This window comes from Cupriavidus sp. L7L (assembly GCF_004353535.1).
Classification (GTDB): Bacteria; Pseudomonadota; Gammaproteobacteria; order Burkholderiales; family Burkholderiaceae; genus Cupriavidus; species Cupriavidus oxalaticus_A.
The window spans coordinates 139,303-155,092 of sequence record NZ_SMNY01000025.1 but is presented as its reverse complement, the minus strand read 5'-3'; the positions used below and the strand labels follow the sequence as shown (position 1 = coordinate 155,092).

The 15,790-nt window shown below is 67.0% G+C and carries 14 protein-coding genes; 7 read left to right on the top strand and 7 right to left on the bottom strand.

The annotated features are described in order from the left end of the window. The first annotated feature begins 145 nt into the window (after positions 1–145). The 3 genes from E1J61_RS25160 (at position 146) to gstA (ending at position 3,058) form a co-directional block, all read left to right on the top strand. Complete coding sequence (locus tag E1J61_RS25160; protein WP_133096676.1) at positions 146–1,444, top strand: MFS transporter; 1,299 nt, start codon at positions 146–148, stop codon at positions 1,442–1,444. Between the two features lie 87 nt (positions 1,445–1,531). Continuing rightward, entirely contained in the window at positions 1,532–2,260 is a 729-nt protein-coding gene (locus E1J61_RS25155) for an aspartate/glutamate racemase family protein (protein WP_029047813.1), read from the top strand. A gap of 171 nt (positions 2,261–2,431) precedes the next feature. Beyond that, the gene (gene gstA, locus E1J61_RS25150; protein ID WP_133096675.1) at positions 2,432–3,058 is read left to right on the top strand and encodes a glutathione transferase GstA; all 627 of its coding nucleotides are present in this window, start codon (positions 2,432–2,434) and stop codon (positions 3,056–3,058) included. Positions 3,059–3,091: 33 nt separating this feature from the next. Here gstA and E1J61_RS25145 read toward each other — a convergent pair whose 3' ends face one another. The 6 genes from E1J61_RS25145 to E1J61_RS25120 all read right to left on the bottom strand — a co-directional run bounded on the left by E1J61_RS25145 (position 3,092) and on the right by E1J61_RS25120 (position 9,923). Further along, a complete protein-coding gene (locus E1J61_RS25145; RefSeq protein WP_133096674.1) occupies positions 3,092–3,709 on the bottom strand; it encodes a glutathione peroxidase in 618 nt (205 codons plus the stop codon). Between the two features lie 82 nt (positions 3,710–3,791). After that, positions 3,792–5,345 (bottom strand): MDR family MFS transporter, encoded by a 1,554-nt coding sequence (locus tag E1J61_RS25140; RefSeq protein WP_133096673.1) that lies wholly within the window; start codon positions 5,343–5,345, stop codon positions 3,792–3,794. A 272-nt stretch (positions 5,346–5,617) separates the two neighbouring features. Further along, a complete protein-coding gene (locus E1J61_RS25135) occupies positions 5,618–6,058 on the bottom strand; it encodes a CBS domain-containing protein (RefSeq protein ID WP_133096672.1) in 441 nt (146 codons plus the stop codon). A 156-nt stretch (positions 6,059–6,214) separates the two neighbouring features. Beyond that, positions 6,215–7,636: an ATP-dependent RNA helicase DbpA gene (dbpA, locus tag E1J61_RS25130; protein WP_133096671.1), complete on the bottom strand. Its 1,422-nt coding sequence runs from the start codon at positions 7,634–7,636 to the stop codon at positions 6,215–6,217. 22 nt (positions 7,637–7,658) lie between these two features. Beyond that, positions 7,659–8,570, bottom strand: a complete 912-nt coding sequence (locus tag E1J61_RS25125) for a DUF72 domain-containing protein (protein ID WP_133096670.1) — start codon at positions 8,568–8,570, stop codon at positions 7,659–7,661. A 150-nt stretch (positions 8,571–8,720) separates the two neighbouring features. Next, on the bottom strand, positions 8,721–9,923 hold the full coding sequence (locus tag E1J61_RS25120; protein WP_133096669.1) for a DUF4382 domain-containing protein: 1,203 nt from the start codon (positions 9,921–9,923) through the stop codon (positions 8,721–8,723). A gap of 279 nt (positions 9,924–10,202) precedes the next feature. On the opposite strand from E1J61_RS25120, the gene E1J61_RS25115 reads away from it, so the two are divergent. After that, positions 10,203–12,002, top strand: a complete 1,800-nt coding sequence (locus tag E1J61_RS25115) for a methyl-accepting chemotaxis protein (RefSeq protein ID WP_133096668.1) — start codon at positions 10,203–10,205, stop codon at positions 12,000–12,002. 47 nt (positions 12,003–12,049) lie between these two features. On the opposite strand, the gene E1J61_RS25110 is transcribed toward E1J61_RS25115, so the two are convergent. Continuing rightward, positions 12,050–12,478 (bottom strand): helix-turn-helix domain-containing protein, encoded by a 429-nt coding sequence (locus E1J61_RS25110; RefSeq protein WP_133096667.1) that lies wholly within the window; start codon positions 12,476–12,478, stop codon positions 12,050–12,052. 74 nt (positions 12,479–12,552) lie between these two features. Here E1J61_RS25110 and E1J61_RS25105 point away from each other — a divergent pair, with 74 nt between their 5' ends. From E1J61_RS25105 to E1J61_RS25095, 3 genes are all read left to right on the top strand, one after another. Continuing rightward, the gene (locus tag E1J61_RS25105) at positions 12,553–13,443 is read left to right on the top strand and encodes a class I SAM-dependent methyltransferase (protein WP_133096666.1); all 891 of its coding nucleotides are present in this window, start codon (positions 12,553–12,555) and stop codon (positions 13,441–13,443) included. A gap of 145 nt (positions 13,444–13,588) precedes the next feature. Continuing rightward, the gene (locus tag E1J61_RS25100; protein ID WP_133096665.1) at positions 13,589–14,743 is read left to right on the top strand and encodes a hypothetical protein; all 1,155 of its coding nucleotides are present in this window, start codon (positions 13,589–13,591) and stop codon (positions 14,741–14,743) included. A gap of 144 nt (positions 14,744–14,887) precedes the next feature. Further along, entirely contained in the window at positions 14,888–15,745 is an 858-nt protein-coding gene (locus tag E1J61_RS25095; RefSeq protein ID WP_133096664.1) for a hypothetical protein, read from the top strand. The last annotated feature ends 45 nt before the right edge of the window (positions 15,746–15,790 follow it).

The window sequence follows — 15,790 nt, the reverse complement described above, 5'->3', positions numbered from 1 at the left end:
CATACCAAAATTGTGCATTCGCAACATCGTAAAATCAATAACTTACAAGCGTTGTAATTACAGATTACGTATCTTATACTCCGGCCTGTTGCGCGACACCCATTAAAACTGCCCACCCAAAGGACCGAGACAAGGAGACGCCGCCATGCAAACGACAAGCCAGGCGACGGTGTTGACGGAGGCCAAGACCTCCGTGCGCTGGAAGATTTTTTTGATGATGCTGTTTCTCATCGCGATCAACTACATCGATCGCGCCTCGCTTTCGGTGGCCATGCCGCTGATCGCGAAGGAGTTCGACCTCAGTCCCACCATGCAGGGCCTGATCCTCAGTTCGTTCTTCTGGACCTACGCGCTGATGCAGGTGCCGGGCGGCATGCTGGCCGACAAGTACAAGCCGCGCATCGTGATCGCCTGCGCCACCGTGTTCTGGGGACTGGCCCAGACCATCGCGGCGTTCACCACCAATGCCATGTCGCTGATGCTGACGCGGCTCGGCCTTGGCGCCGCCGAAGCGCCGATCTACCCGGCCGGCGGCAAGCTCAACGCCATCTGGATGACGCAGAACGAACGCGGCCGCGGCGCCACGCTGCTTGACGGCGGCGCACCGCTGGGCGCGGCCCTGGGCGCGATCATCATCACGTGGCTGATCGCCTCGCTGGGCTCGTGGCGGCTGGCCTTTATCGTGGCCGGCGTGGGCACCGTGCTGGCCGGCTTCATGGCCTGGTATTACGTGCGCAATTCCCCGCGCGAGCACCGCGGCGTGAACGAGATGGAAGCGCGCTATATCGAAGAAGCGCAGGCCAGCGAGCACCGCGCCGAGCCGGCCAACCTGTCGGGCCGCTCCATGGATTTCTTCAAGTACCGCTCGGTGTGGTGCATGGCCGCTGGCTGGATGTGCTTCAACACCGTGTTCTACGGCCTGCTGACCTGGATGCCCAACTACCTGAACAAGGTGCACGGCTTCGACATCAAGCAGATGGGCGGCGCCAGCTTCATCATCTTCTTCAGCGGCTTTATCGGCGAACTGGTCGGCGGCTGGATCGCCGACAAGTGGAAAGAGGCCGGCGGCCGTCCCAACGTGGTGATGCGCACGCTGTTCGGCATCGCCGCGGTGGTGGCCACGGCCTCGATCTTCTCGGTGGCGTATGTCAGCGACCCGATCATCGTGGTGGTGCTGCTGTCGTCCACGCTGTTCTTCCTGCGCTGGTGCGGCCTGTTCTGGTGCGTTCCGTCGATGCTCGGCACCCGCAACAAGGTCGGCTTCCTGGGCGGCGTGATGAACCTGGGCGGCAATATCGGCGGCATCACCGTGCCCATCATCGTCGGCATGATCGTGCAGTTCACCGGCTCGTACTTCCTGGCGCTGATGTTCTTCGCTGCTGCCGGCGTTGGCCTGCTGCTGGCCTCGACCGCCATCGACTACGAGACCAAGATTCCGGTCTGATCCGCGCGGATCGCTGCGATCACCAAAATCCAAGACAAGCAGGGGGCCGGCAACGTCCCAGCCCCCACGTTTACTCCTGAACACAACATGACCAAGCAAATCCGACTCGGCATGCTCACGCCGTCTTCCAACACGGCGCTCGAGCCCATCACCAGCGCGATGGTTGCCGGCCTGCCCAATGTCAGCGCGCATTTCTCGCGCTTCACCGTGACCGAGATCTCGCTGCGCGACCAGGCGCTGGGGCAGTTCAACCTCGACAAGATCCTGGCCGCCGCCAGCCTGCTGGCCGATGCGCGCGTCGACGTCATCGCCTGGAACGGCACCTCGTCCGGCTGGCTCGGCTTCGACAAGGATGAAGCGCTGTGCAGGCAGATCACCGAGGCGACCGGCATCCCGGCCACTACCTCGGTGCTGGCGCTCAACGAGATCCTGGAAAAGACCGGTGCGCGCAACTTCGGCCTGGCCACGCCGTACCTGGACGACGTGCAGCAGCGCATCATCGCCAACTACGAACGCAGCGGCTTTCACTGCGTGGCGGAAAGCCACCTCGACCTGCACGTGAACTACAGCTTTGCCGAAGTCGAAGCCGACACCATCCGCGAGATGGTACGCGGCCTCGCGCAGCATGGGCCGCAGGCAATCACCACGTTCTGCACCAACCTGCGTGCGGCGCACCTGGCCGAGGAGCTTGAAGCCGAGACGGGGATCCCGCTGTACGACACCATTTCCACCGTGGTGTGGAAATCGCTGCGGCTGTGCGGCGTGGATACGCGCGAGCTGAAAGGGTGGGGCCGGCTGTTCCGCGAAGTGGAGTGATTGCCTGAGCCACGATGGCGCGATCCAGTCGCGCCATCGAAGCACGCGGGCTGTGCAAATCTGCAATCCCCCTCCGCACGCCCGCGCATTGCCGCACCGAATCCGCGATCCTAGACTGCTCCCACGGCCCCACAATGGCGTGGCGGCCAGCCCACCCCAAACAGGATCGCGATGAAGCTCTACTACTCCCCCGGCGCATGCTCGATGTCCGTCCACATCGCGCTGCGCGAAGCCGGCCTCCCCGTCACGCTGGCCCAGGTCGACCTGCAACACCACAAGCTGGCACAGCCCGAGAACGGCAGCGACGACTACTACGCCATCAACCCGCGCGGCTATGTGCCGCTGCTGCAGCTGGTCGACGGCTCGCGCCATACCGAAGTGGCATCGTTGCTGCAGTACATCGCCGATCTGGTGCCCGAGCGCGGCCTGCTGCCCGCCGCCGGCACGCGCGAGCGGCTGGAAGCCACCGGCTGGCTGACCCTGGTCTCCACCGAACTGCACAAGGTGTTCAGCCCGTGGCTGTGGCACAAGGAAACCGCGGCAAGCACGCAGCAGGCATGCAAGGCAAAGCTGCAGGCGCGCTTCGCCGAACTCGACCGCCACCTGCAAACCCGCCAATACCTGATGGGAGACCGCTACACCGTGGCCGATGCGTACTGCTTCACCATCCTTGGCTGGGCGCGCATGCTGATGATGCCGCTGACCGCCTACCCGTCGCTGCAGGAATACCTGTCACGTGTGGCCGCACGGCCCGCGGTACAGGAAGCAATGCGCGCGGAAGGGCTGGTGCGCGACTGAGCTGGCGCGGAGGTGGCGCGGGCAGGGCGCTGCTCAGCGCTGCGCGCCGAGCAGCGATTCGATCTTCGCCACCAGTTCCTTGTCGTCGGGCCTGGTGCGGCTGTCGTAGCTGGCCACCACCTTGCCGTCGCGGCCGATCAGGTACTTGTAGAAGTTCCACTTGGGCGCGGTGCCGGTCTGTCTGGCAAGCAGCGCGTACATCGGGTTGGCGTCGCTGCCGCGCACGTGCGACTTGCCCAGCATCGGGAACTTGACGCCGTAGGTGTTGTAGCAGAAGTCCGCGATCTGCTTCTCCGAGCCCGGCTCCTGCGAGAAATCGTTGGACGGGAATCCCAGCACCACCAGCCCGCGCGCATTGTATTTGGCGTGCAGCGCCTCAAGCCCTTCATATTGCGGCGTGAAGCCGCAATAGCTTGCCGTGTTGACCACCAGCACCACCTTGCCGGCGTACTGGCACAGGTTCTGCGGCGCTTCGTCCTGCAGGCGCGGGAAGGTGAAGTTGAGCGATGCGGGGCAAGCGCCCGCCTGCGTCGCCACAACGGGCGCTGCGGGCTTGTCGGCGGCGCGGGCAGGCGAGGGCAGCAGTGCCGCCGCGGCGAACGCCACGGCGGCGAAGGCGACGGGATGGGTAATCACGGAACGGCGGAACATGGCGACGGGGCTCCAGGGGTCGGCTCGCTGTATCGGGTACGCGTAGTCTACGCCGATGGCGGGGCCGCTGCCGCCCGCCGCTTCAGTCCATGGCCAGCGTCGCCGCGTGTTCGGTGACGCTGCTGCGTAGCTCCAAGTCCGGCATGCTGCGCACGACCAGCAGCGCCAGCACCGACGCGGCCGCACCGGCGGCAAAGATCAGCTGGAAGCCCGACTCGACACCGCCCGCCAGCACGTGCCGCACCGCCGGCGACAGCTGCGCCAGCGCTTCGCTGCCATGGCGCAGCGCGCCCAGGTCGAGCGCCTGCTTCACGCCCGAGGCCGCCAGCGCATGGCGGAATTCCAGCGTCAGCAGCGTGCCCGCCAGCGCCCCGCCCAGCGCGCTGCCGAGCGAGCGCAGCACCAGCAGCGCGCCGGTGCCGGCGCCGGTATCGCGGCGCTCCAGCACGTTCTGCACGCTCATCAGCGTGGCCACCATGGTGATGCCCAGGCCCACGCCGGCCAGCGTCATCGCCATCAGCACGACAGCCAGCGGCACCGCCGGCGTCACCAGCGCCAGCACGATCAGGCCGAGCGCACCGGCGACATAGCCCGCCGTCAGGATGCCGCGCATGCGGCCTACGCGCGGCGCCACCCATGCCACGATAAAGTTGCCCGCCACCGTTGCCAGCAGGAACGGCATCACCAGCAGGCCGGAAGTCGAAGCATCGGCACCGCGCACCAGCTGGAAGTGCAGCGGCAACGCAAAGATGCACAGGAAGATGTTGAGCGCCGACAGCGCCGACGCCGCCACCCCCATCACATAGGCGCGGTTGGCAAACAGCCGCGGCGGCAGCATCGGGTCGGTCGCGCGGCGCTCCTGCCACGCCAGCAGCGCCACCGCCACGGCCGCGGCGAGCAGCAGGGCGGCCAGCTCAGGCGAGAGCCAGTCATAGACATCGCCACCCCAGCTCATCGCCAGCAGGAAGGCGACGATGGCCACCGCCAGCAGCAGCGCGCCCGGCCAGTCCACGCGCGCCGGACCGCCGCGCGGCGGCAGCATCGCCAGGCCGCGATGGCACATCGCCATCGCCAGCAGGCCCAGCGGCACGTTGACCCAGAACAGCCAGCGCCACGACATGTGGTCCGACACCCAGCCGCCCACCAGCGGCCCCGCGATCGACGCCACCGCCCACACCGTGGCCAGGTAGCCCTGGTAGCGCCCGCGCTGGCGCGGCGCCACCACGTCGGCGATGGCCGCCTGCGCCAGCGACATCAGCCCGCCGCCGCCCACGCCCTGCAGCGCGCGAAACAGGATCAGCTGCCCGAGCGTCTGCGCCAGCGCGCACGCCACCGAGGCGCCGATGAACAGCGTGATCGCCACCATCAGCAGGCGGCGCCTGCCGAAGCTGTCGGAAAGCTTGCCGTACAGCGGCGTGGTCACCGTCGACACGATCAGGTACGCGGTCACGATCCACGACAGGTGGCCGAACCCGTTCAGGTCATTGGCGATGGCCGGCACCGCCGGAATCACCACGGTCTGGTCCAGCGCCGCCAGCAGGATGCACAGCACGATGCCGCCGATGACGCGCATGATGGCGCGATGGTCGTGGACGGGCGTTGGAATGGCTTGGGCGGCGGGTGCGGACGACGACATTGCAGACACGGGTACGCGGCACAGTGCCGCGAGGGAAACACAGGGAAGGGGGAATTGCCGGCCGGAAGGTCCGCCAGGAACGGCCGGTAGGCCGCAGCGGAGTGACCGTAATTCAGTAACCGCATAATTATATGCGGTCGGCGCATATCGCGCTAAGGGAGGCCGCGGGGCATGTCGTCAAACCCCTACGGTTTTCTCCCTTCTCCCGCCCGCGGGAGAAGGGCCAGGGGGCAGGGCCGGCGCATCAATTCCCCACCAGCCCAACGCATTGCCTAATGCCCACCCCCATGGATGTAATGCTCCAGCTGCTCGATGATGAACTGCTGCTCGGAGATGATGTCCTTCACGAGGTCACCGATCGACAGCATACCGACCAGTTCATCGTTTTCCATCACCGGCAGGTGGCGCAGCCGGTGCTTGGTCATCAGCGCCATGCATTCGTCAGTGCTCTGGCCGGCACTGACGTAGATCACCGAGGTGGTCATGATGTCGCGTACCAGCGTCTCGCGCGAAGTACGCTGCATCAGGATCACCTTGCGCGCATAGTCGCGCTCGCTCAGGATGCCCTTGATGTCACCGTGCTCGATGACCAGCAGGGCGCCGATCCCTTTCTCGGCCATCAGCTGCAGCGCGGCATAGACCGTCGCCGTCGGCGGGATGCTGTAGATGGCCTGAGTCGGCTTGGATTCCAGAACCTGGCGTGCAGTTTTCATCACCAACTCCTCTTCCGTCGAGAAATCATGCGGCTGGCGCTACCTGCCTTGCGACCAATGGAACCAGAGTAGCAAAGGAATGCGCCGGCTTACAGGGTGACTTACGCGAATCTTTGTAAGCGATGTTGTGGCGCACCCACGACTGCGGGCTTCCACTTATTCCGTCATCAGTCGCACCTTCACCTTCTTGCCTTTGACCTTGCCGGCGTTGAGCCGCTTCACCGCCTCGCGGCCGATGCTGCGCTCCACGGCGATATAGGTCGACATATCGAGCACGTTGATCTTGCCGATCTGTTCCTTGGTGAAGCCGGCCTCGCCGGTCAGCGCGCCAAGGATATCGCCGGGGCGGATCTTCTCCTTGCGGCCGCCAAGCATCTGCAGCGTCACCATCGGCGGCAGCAGGCGCTCACTGCTCGCGGGCGTCAGTTCGGCCAGCGAATGCCATTCGAACTCGCCGCCGTGGTGCTGCTCGAGATTACCTACGCGTCCCATCTCGTCCATGCTGACCAGGCTGAACGCCCAGCCCTCCTGGTCGGCGCGGCCGGTGCGGCCGATGCGATGCACGTGCACCTCGGGATCGGGCGTGATCTCGACGTTGATCACCGCTTCCAGCTGCGCGATATCCAGCCCGCGCGCGGCCACGTCGGTGGCCACCAGAACCGAGCAGCTGCGGTTGGCAAACTGCACCAGCACCTGGTCGCGATCGCGCTGCTCCAGGTCGCCATGCAGGGCCAGCGCCTGGTAGCCCTGCGCGCGCAGCAGCTCCACCAGCTCGCGGCAGCGCGCCTTGGTATTGCAGAACGCCAGCGTGCTGGCCGGGCGGAAATGGTCGAGCAGCCGCCCGACCGCGCCCAGGCGCTCGCCTTCCTCCACTTCATAGAAGCGCTGCCGGATGGTGGCGTTGTCGTGCGTCGCTTCCAGCTTCAGCGACTGCGGCTTGCGCAGGAACTTGTGGGCAAGCTTGTCGATGCCTTCGGGATACGTCGCCGAGAACAGCAGCGTCTGGCGCTCCTTCGGGCAACGGCTGGCGACGTAAGCGATATCGTCGAAGAAGCCCATGTCGAGCATGCGGTCGGCTTCATCGAGCACCAGCGTGTTGATCGCCGCCAGGTCCAGGCTGCCGCGATCGATATGATCAAGAATCCGGCCGGGTGTACCCACTACGATATGCGCGCCGTGAATAAGGCTATCCACCTGCGGGCGCATCGGCGAGCCGCCGCACAGCGCCAGCACCTTGATGTTCTCTTCGGCGCGCGCGAGGCGGCGGATTTCCTGGGTGACCTGGTCGGCGAGTTCGCGCGTGGGGCACAGCACCATGGCCTGCACGTCGAAGCGGCGCGGATCGAGCCGGTTCAGCAGCGCCAGCGCGAACGCCGCGGTCTTGCCGCTGCCGGTCTTGGCCTGCGCGACCAGGTCCTGGCCCGCCAGCGTGATCGGCAGGCTGGCCGCCTGGATCGGCGTCATCTCGTCGTAGCCGAGCTGCGCCAGCGTGGCGAGCATGGCGGGCGACAGCGGGAGGGTGGAAAAAGCGGGGCCGGCTTGCGGCTGCGGGGGTGCTTGGACAGGGGTCGAGTTCATGCGGGATTATAGCGAGCCGGCGTCAGGCATCCGCGTCGGCGGGCGGCGTCCAGCCCAGCCGCTCCAGCAACGCCTGCGCGGCGGCCGGCGCGCGTTCCTTGGCGCCGTTGATGAAGAAGACAAAGACTTCGCGCTTGCCGCGCTTGGGTGCCGCGGGCTTGCGGTCTTCGAGCACCGGCAGGTCGTCCGGCTGCGCGCCCTGCGCCCATGACTGCGCGCGTCCGGCCCATTCGTCGAGCGCCCTGGGGCCATAGCCGGTCTTCAGCTTCTCGCTGCTTTCCATCAGGCGCGCATAGACAAAATCCCCGGTCAAATCCGCCATCGAGGGGAATTTCGGCGAATCGGTGAACACCGTGGCGGCCTTGTACTTGCGCGCGAGCTTCAGGTAGTGCGGCGTCATGAAGCTGTCATGCCGCACTTCGAGCACGTGACGCAGCTTCACGCCTTCGACGGAAGCCGGCAGCAGTTGCAGGAAACCTTCGAAGTCCTCCCCGTCGAACTGCTTGGTCGGTGCGAACTGCCAGACCAGCGGACCCAGCTTGGGGCCCAGCTCGGCAATGCCGCTGTCGATAAAGCGTTCGATCGATTCGGCCGATTCCGCCAGCACGCGCCGGTTGGTGGCAAAGCGCGACGCTTTTACCGCAAACATGAAATCTTCCGGCGTTTCATCACGCCATTTGATAAACGACGAACGCTTTTGCGTGCCGTGATAAGTGCTGTTGATTTCGATCGCGCTGAGGTGCCGGCTGGCGTAGGCCAGTTCGCGCGATTGCGGCAGCCTGGCCGGATAGAAGTTGTCGCGCCAGGGTGCGAAATTCCAGCCGCCGATGCCGACCCGGAACAGGCCGCCGGGCTTGCGCCGCGCTGCTGTCGGCGCAGACGCTGGCTCAGCTGCCGGCGCAGGTGCGGACTTGGCCGCGGTGCGTGCTGCCATGGCGCGATCTCCCTGGACGCGAGAGTCCAAGTCTAGCGGGAAACCGCGGCCAGCGGGGCGCCATGCCGAACCGGGCAGGCGCCAGAAACGAAGAAGCCGGAAGCAGGCTTGCGCCCGTTTCCGGCTGGTCCCCCGTTAACCCGGGCCCGCTCAGAACGACAGGTTCTGGATCACATCGGCAGTATTCACATCGACCTGTTGCGTCACCACCGCACCGCTATTGCTGGTGGCCTGCACGCTGTACTTGCCGCCCGCGGCGCCGTCAGGCTGCAGCGGGATCGGCAGCGAGGCCTGGTAGGTGCCGATCACCGGCGCGGCCACCGGCAGCGCCCGCTCGGTCACGAACAGGCTGTAGGCACCGGTATTGGTTTCCGCGGCGGTCGCCGCGATCTCGAAGGTGCCGCCGTTGACCAGTTGCAGCGCGCGCAGCGTCGCTTCGGCCGAAGCCGGCGTCACCGTGCCCGAGACGCGGCGGTACGCGGAAGTCGGCAGCGACATCGGCGATGCCGAATTCGAGATCGCCGTGCTGCCGCCCGCCACCACCGGCACGCTGCGTACGATGCCCGTGCCACGGCCATTGGCTTCGCCCGGCACCACCACCACGTCGACCGCGCCGGCGGTGCTGCTCTGCTCGATCGGCGACAGCGTGAAATTGCCGTTGGCATCGGCCACCGTCGCCTTCACCACCACGCCGTTGCGCTCGGCATAGACGCGTGCGCCCGGGGCCGAGGCCACCACGCCGGTGACCGCGCCGCTGACCACCGTCGGAATCGCCGTCACCACCGGCTTCAGGCCATACGTGCCGTTGCCGCGCGTCACCACCGACTTGCAGGCATCGAAGTCCAGCACCAGGTCGGTGAGCGTGCCGGACGCGACCGTGAACGGGCGGTTGATCTTGATGCCGGACTGCACCGCGCTGGGCGTATCGAGCGCCTGCTCGGTACCGCCGGTGGGCACCACGGAGTTGGCCAGCGCACCCGAACCGCCCCCCCGGTTCGCGTCGAGCACCAGCCGTACCTGCTGATAGTTGCCGGCCGGCAGCACGGTCTGGCCCAGCGTGGTCAGCACGCCGTTGGTCAGCGACAGCAGGTCGATCTTGCGCGCGGGCACCACGTCGATATCGACCCAGCCGCCCGCGCCGGGCTCGGCATTGGCGCTGCTGTGCACGCGCACCTTGTTGACGGTTACAAAGACATTGTCATAGCCGCAGGCGGGCGCATCGGTCATCGAGACCTTCAGCGTTCCCTGGCCACCGGAATCATCGCCACCGCCACCGCCACAGGCGGCCAGCGCGAGCGCGCCGCTCAGCGCCAGGATGCGCAGCGGCGTGGATGAGTGTGAAAGGTTCAGCACGGTGTCTCTCCAATTTTTGTCATAGGTTGATCGGAGAATATGCTGCGAAACGCATACCCGGTGTAAGCCTTTGTAATGCGTTGTAAGGAAGCCTCGCCTCAGTATCCTGAACGACGCTCCGATCACACAGCAAGTGGGTGCGTTGCGTCATCAACTTCGGTGAATTCCCCAACATCTCGCCTTCCTGCCTCAAGTCGGCAAGCGGGTGCACCGTATACAGCGTGGTGGAAATCCCACGAACAAACGCCCCCAACGATTCCCTACGAAGGAACTCCCCCGATGTTTAATACCCTCCGCGCCCGGATCATGGCCCTGTGCGTGGCCATTGTCGTGGCCGCGCTCGCCATCAATACGGCGCTGAACCAGTCCGTCGCCAGCCGCTACAACGAAGACGCCATCGACAGCAGCCTGGCCGCCGTGCAGAGCGGCCACACCAGCGCCATCGTCGAATGGGTGGCGTCGCACAGCCAGATGATCAATTCCCTGCAGGACGCCGTGCTGCAGCCCGAACCCGATGCCGCGCTCAGGCAGATGGCCGATGCCGGCCGCTTTGCCAACGTCTACGTCGGCTATGCCGACAAGACCGCCAAGTTCTCCAAGCCCGAAGGCATCCCGCCCGACTACGATCCCACCGGCCGCCCATGGTACAAGCAGGCCGCCGCGGCCGGCAAGCCGGTGGTCACGCCGCCTTATGTCGATGCCGGCACCGGCAAGCTGGTGGTGGCCTTCGCCGTGCCGGTGATCCGCGACGGCGGCATCAAGGCCGTGGTTTCGGGCGACGTCGCCATGGACACCGTGGTCGCCAACGTCAAGGCGATCCATCCGACGCCGGCGAGCTTCGGCATGCTGGTCGCCAAGTCCGGCGAGATCGTCGCGCATACCGACGACAAGCTCACGCTCAAGCCCGTCACCGACCTCATCCCCGCGCTGACCGCGGACAAGCTCGGCACGCTGGCCGGTGCGACAACGCCGCTGCAGGTCGATGTCGGCGGCAGCGCCAAGCTGCTCGGAGCGCGCGCCATCGCCGGCACCGACTGGATGGTCATCGTCGCGCTCGACAAGGCCGAGGCCACCGCCGGCATGCGCTCGGTGCTGATCGCCTCGGTGATCGCGCTGGTGCTGATCGCCGGCGTTGCGGCCATCGTGGTGTGGGGCGTGGCGACCATGTCGCTGCGCGGCCTCGGCACCGTGCGCGACGCCATGGACGCCATCGGCTCCGGCGACGGCGACCTGACCCAGCGCCTGCCGGCGCACGGCAACGACGAAGTCGCGCAGATCGCGCGCGCCTTCAACACCTTTGCCGACAAGCTCTGCACCACCATGCGCCAGATCCGCGAAGCCAGCGAATCCGTGCGCGCCGCGTCCGACGAGATCGCCGCCGGCAATATCGACCTGTCGCGCCGCACCGAATCCGCCGCCGCCAGCCTGGAGCAGACCGCGGCGTCGATGGAAGAAATCACCGCCACCGTCAGCCAGTCGGCCAACTCGGCGCAGCATGCCAACGAGTCGGTCAGCACCGCCTCGCGCGTGGCCGCCGATGGCGGCGTGGTGATCGGCGAAGTCATCGCCACCATGGGCCAGATCGAGAACGCCTCGGTCAAGGTCTCGGACATCATCGGCGTGATCGAAGGCATCGCCTTCCAGACCAATATCCTGGCGTTGAATGCCGCCGTGGAAGCCGCGCGTGCGGGCGACCAGGGCCGTGGCTTTGCCGTGGTCGCGGGCGAGGTGCGCGCGCTGGCCCAGCGCAGTGCGCAGGCAGCCAGGGAGATCAAGACGCTGATCGAGTCCACGGTGGGCAGTGTCACCTCCGGCTCGGGCCAGGTCCGGCGCGCCGGCGAGACGATGGACGAGATCGTCAGCAATGTGTCGAAGGTGACCAGAATTATTAACGAGATTACTCACGCATCGATGGAACAGACGCGCGGCATTCAAGAAGTGAATAAAGCGGTCAGCCAGCTCGATGAGATGGTCCAGCAAAACGCGGCGCTGGTGGAGCAGTCGACGGCCGCGGCGGCGGCATTGCAGACGCAGGCGGGCAGCCTGGCAGGGGCGGTGGGGCAGTTCAGGCTGGGGTAAGGGGGCTGGCCACGCGAAGGCTGGCCGCAGGCCGCCTTCGCGCCGGCTTAAGCGGCGGCCGTACGTTTGCGGCGCCCGCCAATCGCCCCCGATGCCGCCGCACCAAGAATCCGCCGGAACGTCGGGCATTCCATATGGCTCGGCGCCGGGCACGCAGCCGCGTGCCGCAATCCGTCCCGCATCGCCGTCAGCTTCCGGATGGTCCGGTCCAGCTCGTCGGCCTTGGCGGCGAGCAGCTTCCTGTCGATCTGCAGCCCGCCCTGCCGCGAGAACATCCGGGCGATGTCCTCCAGCGAGAATCCAGCCGCCCGCCCGAGCGCGATCAGCGCCAGGCGTTCGAGCACCGCGGCGTCGTACACGCGCCGCATGCCACGCCGGCCGATCGGGGCGATCAGGCCCTTTTCCTCATAGAAGCGCAGCGTCGACGCAGGCACGCCCGCCTGCTGCGCCACTTCGGCGATATCCAGGCTTGTCACCGCTTGACCTCAAGTTGACTTGAACTGGCACAGTGTAGCTTCGCCGCCGCGATGGCGTGCAGGAGGACACAACCATGGGTGACAAGCAGGCAACAAGCAGTGGCGCCGGCGAACAAGCCGCGCTGTGGAACGGCCCGACCGGCCAGGCATGGGTAGCGCACCAGGCGCTGCTTGACCGGATGCTCCAGCCGATGGAAGCGCTGCTGGCCGGCGCGGTCGATGCCGGCACGGCGCAGCACTTGCTCGACGTAGGATGCGGTGCGGGCGCTACGACGCTGGCCCTCGCGCGGCTGACCGGTGCGCGCGGGCATTGCACGGGCATCGACATCTCCGGCCCGCTGGTGGACGTGGCGCGGTCGCGCGCGCAACGGGAAGGCGTGCCGGCCACGTTCGTCCACGCGGATGCACAAGCCCATGCCTTCGCGCCAGGCAGCTTTGACGCCATCGTGTCGCGCCTTGGCGTGATGTTCTTCACCGACCCGGTCGCCGCGTTTGCCAACCTGCGGCGTGCCGCAAAGCCGGGCGCCGCGTTGCGTTGCATCGCCTGGCGCAGCGCGGCAGACAACCCCTTCATGACCACTGCCGAGCGCGCCGCTGCGCCGTTGTTGCCGAACCTGCCACCCCGCCAGCCGGGTGGGCCTGGCCAGTTCGCGTTCGGCGATCGCCAGTTGGTGCGGTCCATCCTCGAGGACAGCGGCTGGACCGCCATCGACATCACGCCGGTCGACGTGGCATGCGCGCTGCCGGCGCACGCGCTGGAAGACTACTTCACGAGCCTGGGCCCCGTCGGCCTGGCGCTGCGCGACGCAGACGCAGGCACGCGTGCCCAGGTTGTCGAAGTCGTCGGCAACGCCTTCAGGCCCTATGTGCAGGGCGAGACCGTGCCCTTCACCGCAGCCTGCTGGATGATTACCGCGCGGGCGCCCGCCGGCCCGGAGGCAGAGCACACAACTGAGCATGGCTGACGCCACGGTTTCGGGCCTGCCGCCCTCCACGACGGGGAATGCTTGGGTTGAGTGCGCTACCGCACCGAGCTTCCGTTGTGCAGGTCGAGAATAGGAACCCTTCGGCGCCATCGCGCACCGCATCCCGCTACTGCGGGAAAATTGCATGGCAAGGCTTCCTGGCCGACTGGCCGCCTGCGTCGCGTTCAGCCTGATGCTCACCACGGGTGCGCAGGCGTCGGATATTGCCTGCCATCATGGACTGGGTTCGCAGGCCGCCCGCTGCGACGGCCAGTCGGCCCCAGGGAATACGTGCAGGCATGCGGACAAGCCGCCCAGTGGCACGGCCCTCATTTGCGATTACACAATGCTCCGCGGCGCGTATGAACGCGTCTACGCGGAGCAGTTGCAGGGCTTGCGCACCGGTGAGTTCGGGCCGGACGATATCGCCGCATGGCGAAGGCTACGGGATGCCTGCACCTCGGTGCCGTGCCTGGACAGGGCCTTCGCCAACTGGCGCGACTACGCGAGGCAGAAACCCATTCCCGCCGCCGCCGACGCGCCCCCGGGGGTGCCTGCGCAACCCGCGCGCGCTACCAGGAAGAGCAAGCCGGATGCTGCCGGACAGAAGGCTGAGGTCCGGCAGCCTACGCCTGTCGGGAAGCCGGAGCCGCGGGTGAAGCAGCAGGAGAGGCAGCAGGAGAGGCAGCAGGAGAGGCAGCAGGAGGGGCAGCAGGAGGGGCAGCAGGAAGAGCGGCACGAACGGCAGCAGCGGGACACGCTGCCGGCTGCGGCCGTGGCGTCTACAGAAAGCCGGGAACAGCCCGCCCCTGTCGAGAAGAACCGACCGCTCCCTGATACCGTCTCACCACCTGCGCCGCAGCTTCCGCCTGAGCCTGTGGCCGACAGGAACATCAAGGAGCTTCCCATCGCGCCGGTCACGATCGACCCGCCGCTCCCGGATTCCGCCTCAGTGCCCGCGCCACAGCTCAGGCCCGAGGCCGCGACCGGAAGAGAAACCCCTGAGCGCACCATCGCCTCGGTTGCAATCCATCAGCCACCTCGCGGCCCAGCCACCCTATGGACCCCCGCCTACCCCGTGGATGACACCTTGCCACGCAGATGGGAAACGCTTGTCGCGCTGGCGTGGCTGGGGCTGTGCGGGGTGTGCCTGGCCTGGTGGTGCCGGAGGCGGCGGATTGAATGGCTGCCGGATGCCGCGCGCCGACGCGAACGGACGCGGACCGCGACGCGGATCGTGCTGGTATCGGCGGGACTGATCGCCGTGAACAGCATCGTACTGCTCTGGATCCTGGCGTAACGCCTGTCATGGCCTTGCGCTCAGGCCGGGACACCCCTGCCGTTCCGTGCGCGACCGCACCGAACATCCGCCGCAGAGCCCCAGAATAGGAGCCCATCGACGCCCCGCTTGCGCCGCCTCCCTCGGCTTGCCCCGGGCGACAGCATGACAAGGCTTCCGGGCCAACTGGCCGTTTGCATCTCGATCAACCTTCTGCTCACCGCCGGTGCGCAGGCGTCGGATATCGCCTGCAAGCACACGCTGCGTCAGCCTGCCGCGCGCTGCGACGATCTGTTCGCCTCCGGCAGCCCGTGCAGGGAGCACCGGCAACCAAGCGCCGCCACCCTGATCTGCGACTACGCGATGCTCTATCGCAATCACGAACGCATTCATGCGCAGCAGCAGCGACTGCTGCGCGCCGGGGAAATCGGGCAGGACGAGGTCATCGCATGGCGCCGGCGCCGGGATGCCTGCACGTCGGTGGCATGCCTGGACAACGTCTTTGCCAGCTGGCGCCCGCACCGGAACCGCAAGCCGGAGCCTCGCGCCACCGCGTCGCAACCCGAGGCGCCCGTGCACAGCATTGCGAAGAACGAGCCGCAAGCGGCACCAAAGATGGCGCCCAGGCTAACGCGGCCGAACGAGCCGCAGCCAGCGCCACCGGACATCGCGCCGCAGCCTCCGCCTGGTCCCGTAGTCGAATCGGGAATTCTTGAAGACCCCGTCCCCCGCGCCGCAGTCGATCGTCCGCCCCCGGCTTCCATACCGCTACGTACGTCGCCGCCGCGCGCGCAGGCACCCCGGCAAAGCGGATGGGAATCGCTTGGCACGCTGGCGTGGCTGGGCATGTGCGGCGCGGGCATTTGCTGCTGGTCCCGCAGGACGCGTGGGGAATGGCTGCCGGGCGGGCACCGCCTGCGCGAGCGCCTGCGCGACGCATCGGCCATGGCGCTGACGGTCAGCGGACTGTTGGTGCTGAATGCGGTGCTGTTCTTATGCATCCTGGGAGCATCCGGCTCATGAGGCCGGGCCGCCGTCGCGCAATGCGACGCAGGCCTGCGTTGCCGA

Coding starts and splice junctions, on each gene's coding strand:
- E1J61_RS25160 (WP_133096676.1), top strand. CDS start 146: ATGCAAACGACAAGCCAGGCGACGGTGTTGACGGAGGCCAAGACCTCC.
- E1J61_RS25155 (WP_029047813.1), top strand. CDS start 1,532: ATGACCAAGCAAATCCGACTCGGCATGCTCACGCCGTCTTCCAACACG.
- gstA (WP_133096675.1), top strand. CDS start 2,432: ATGAAGCTCTACTACTCCCCCGGCGCATGCTCGATGTCCGTCCACATC.
- E1J61_RS25145 (WP_133096674.1), bottom strand. CDS start 3,709: ATGTTCCGCCGTTCCGTGATTACCCATCCCGTCGCCTTCGCCGCCGTG.
- E1J61_RS25140 (WP_133096673.1), bottom strand. CDS start 5,345: ATGTCGTCGTCCGCACCCGCCGCCCAAGCCATTCCAACGCCCGTCCAC.
- E1J61_RS25135 (WP_133096672.1), bottom strand. CDS start 6,058: ATGAAAACTGCACGCCAGGTTCTGGAATCCAAGCCGACTCAGGCCATC.
- dbpA (WP_133096671.1), bottom strand. CDS start 7,636: ATGAACTCGACCCCTGTCCAAGCACCCCCGCAGCCGCAAGCCGGCCCC.
- E1J61_RS25125 (WP_133096670.1), bottom strand. CDS start 8,570: ATGGCAGCACGCACCGCGGCCAAGTCCGCACCTGCGCCGGCAGCTGAG.
- E1J61_RS25115 (WP_133096668.1), top strand. CDS start 10,203: ATGTTTAATACCCTCCGCGCCCGGATCATGGCCCTGTGCGTGGCCATT.
- E1J61_RS25105 (WP_133096666.1), top strand. CDS start 12,553: ATGGGTGACAAGCAGGCAACAAGCAGTGGCGCCGGCGAACAAGCCGCG.
- E1J61_RS25100 (WP_133096665.1), top strand. CDS start 13,589: ATGGCAAGGCTTCCTGGCCGACTGGCCGCCTGCGTCGCGTTCAGCCTG.
- E1J61_RS25095 (WP_133096664.1), top strand. CDS start 14,888: ATGACAAGGCTTCCGGGCCAACTGGCCGTTTGCATCTCGATCAACCTT.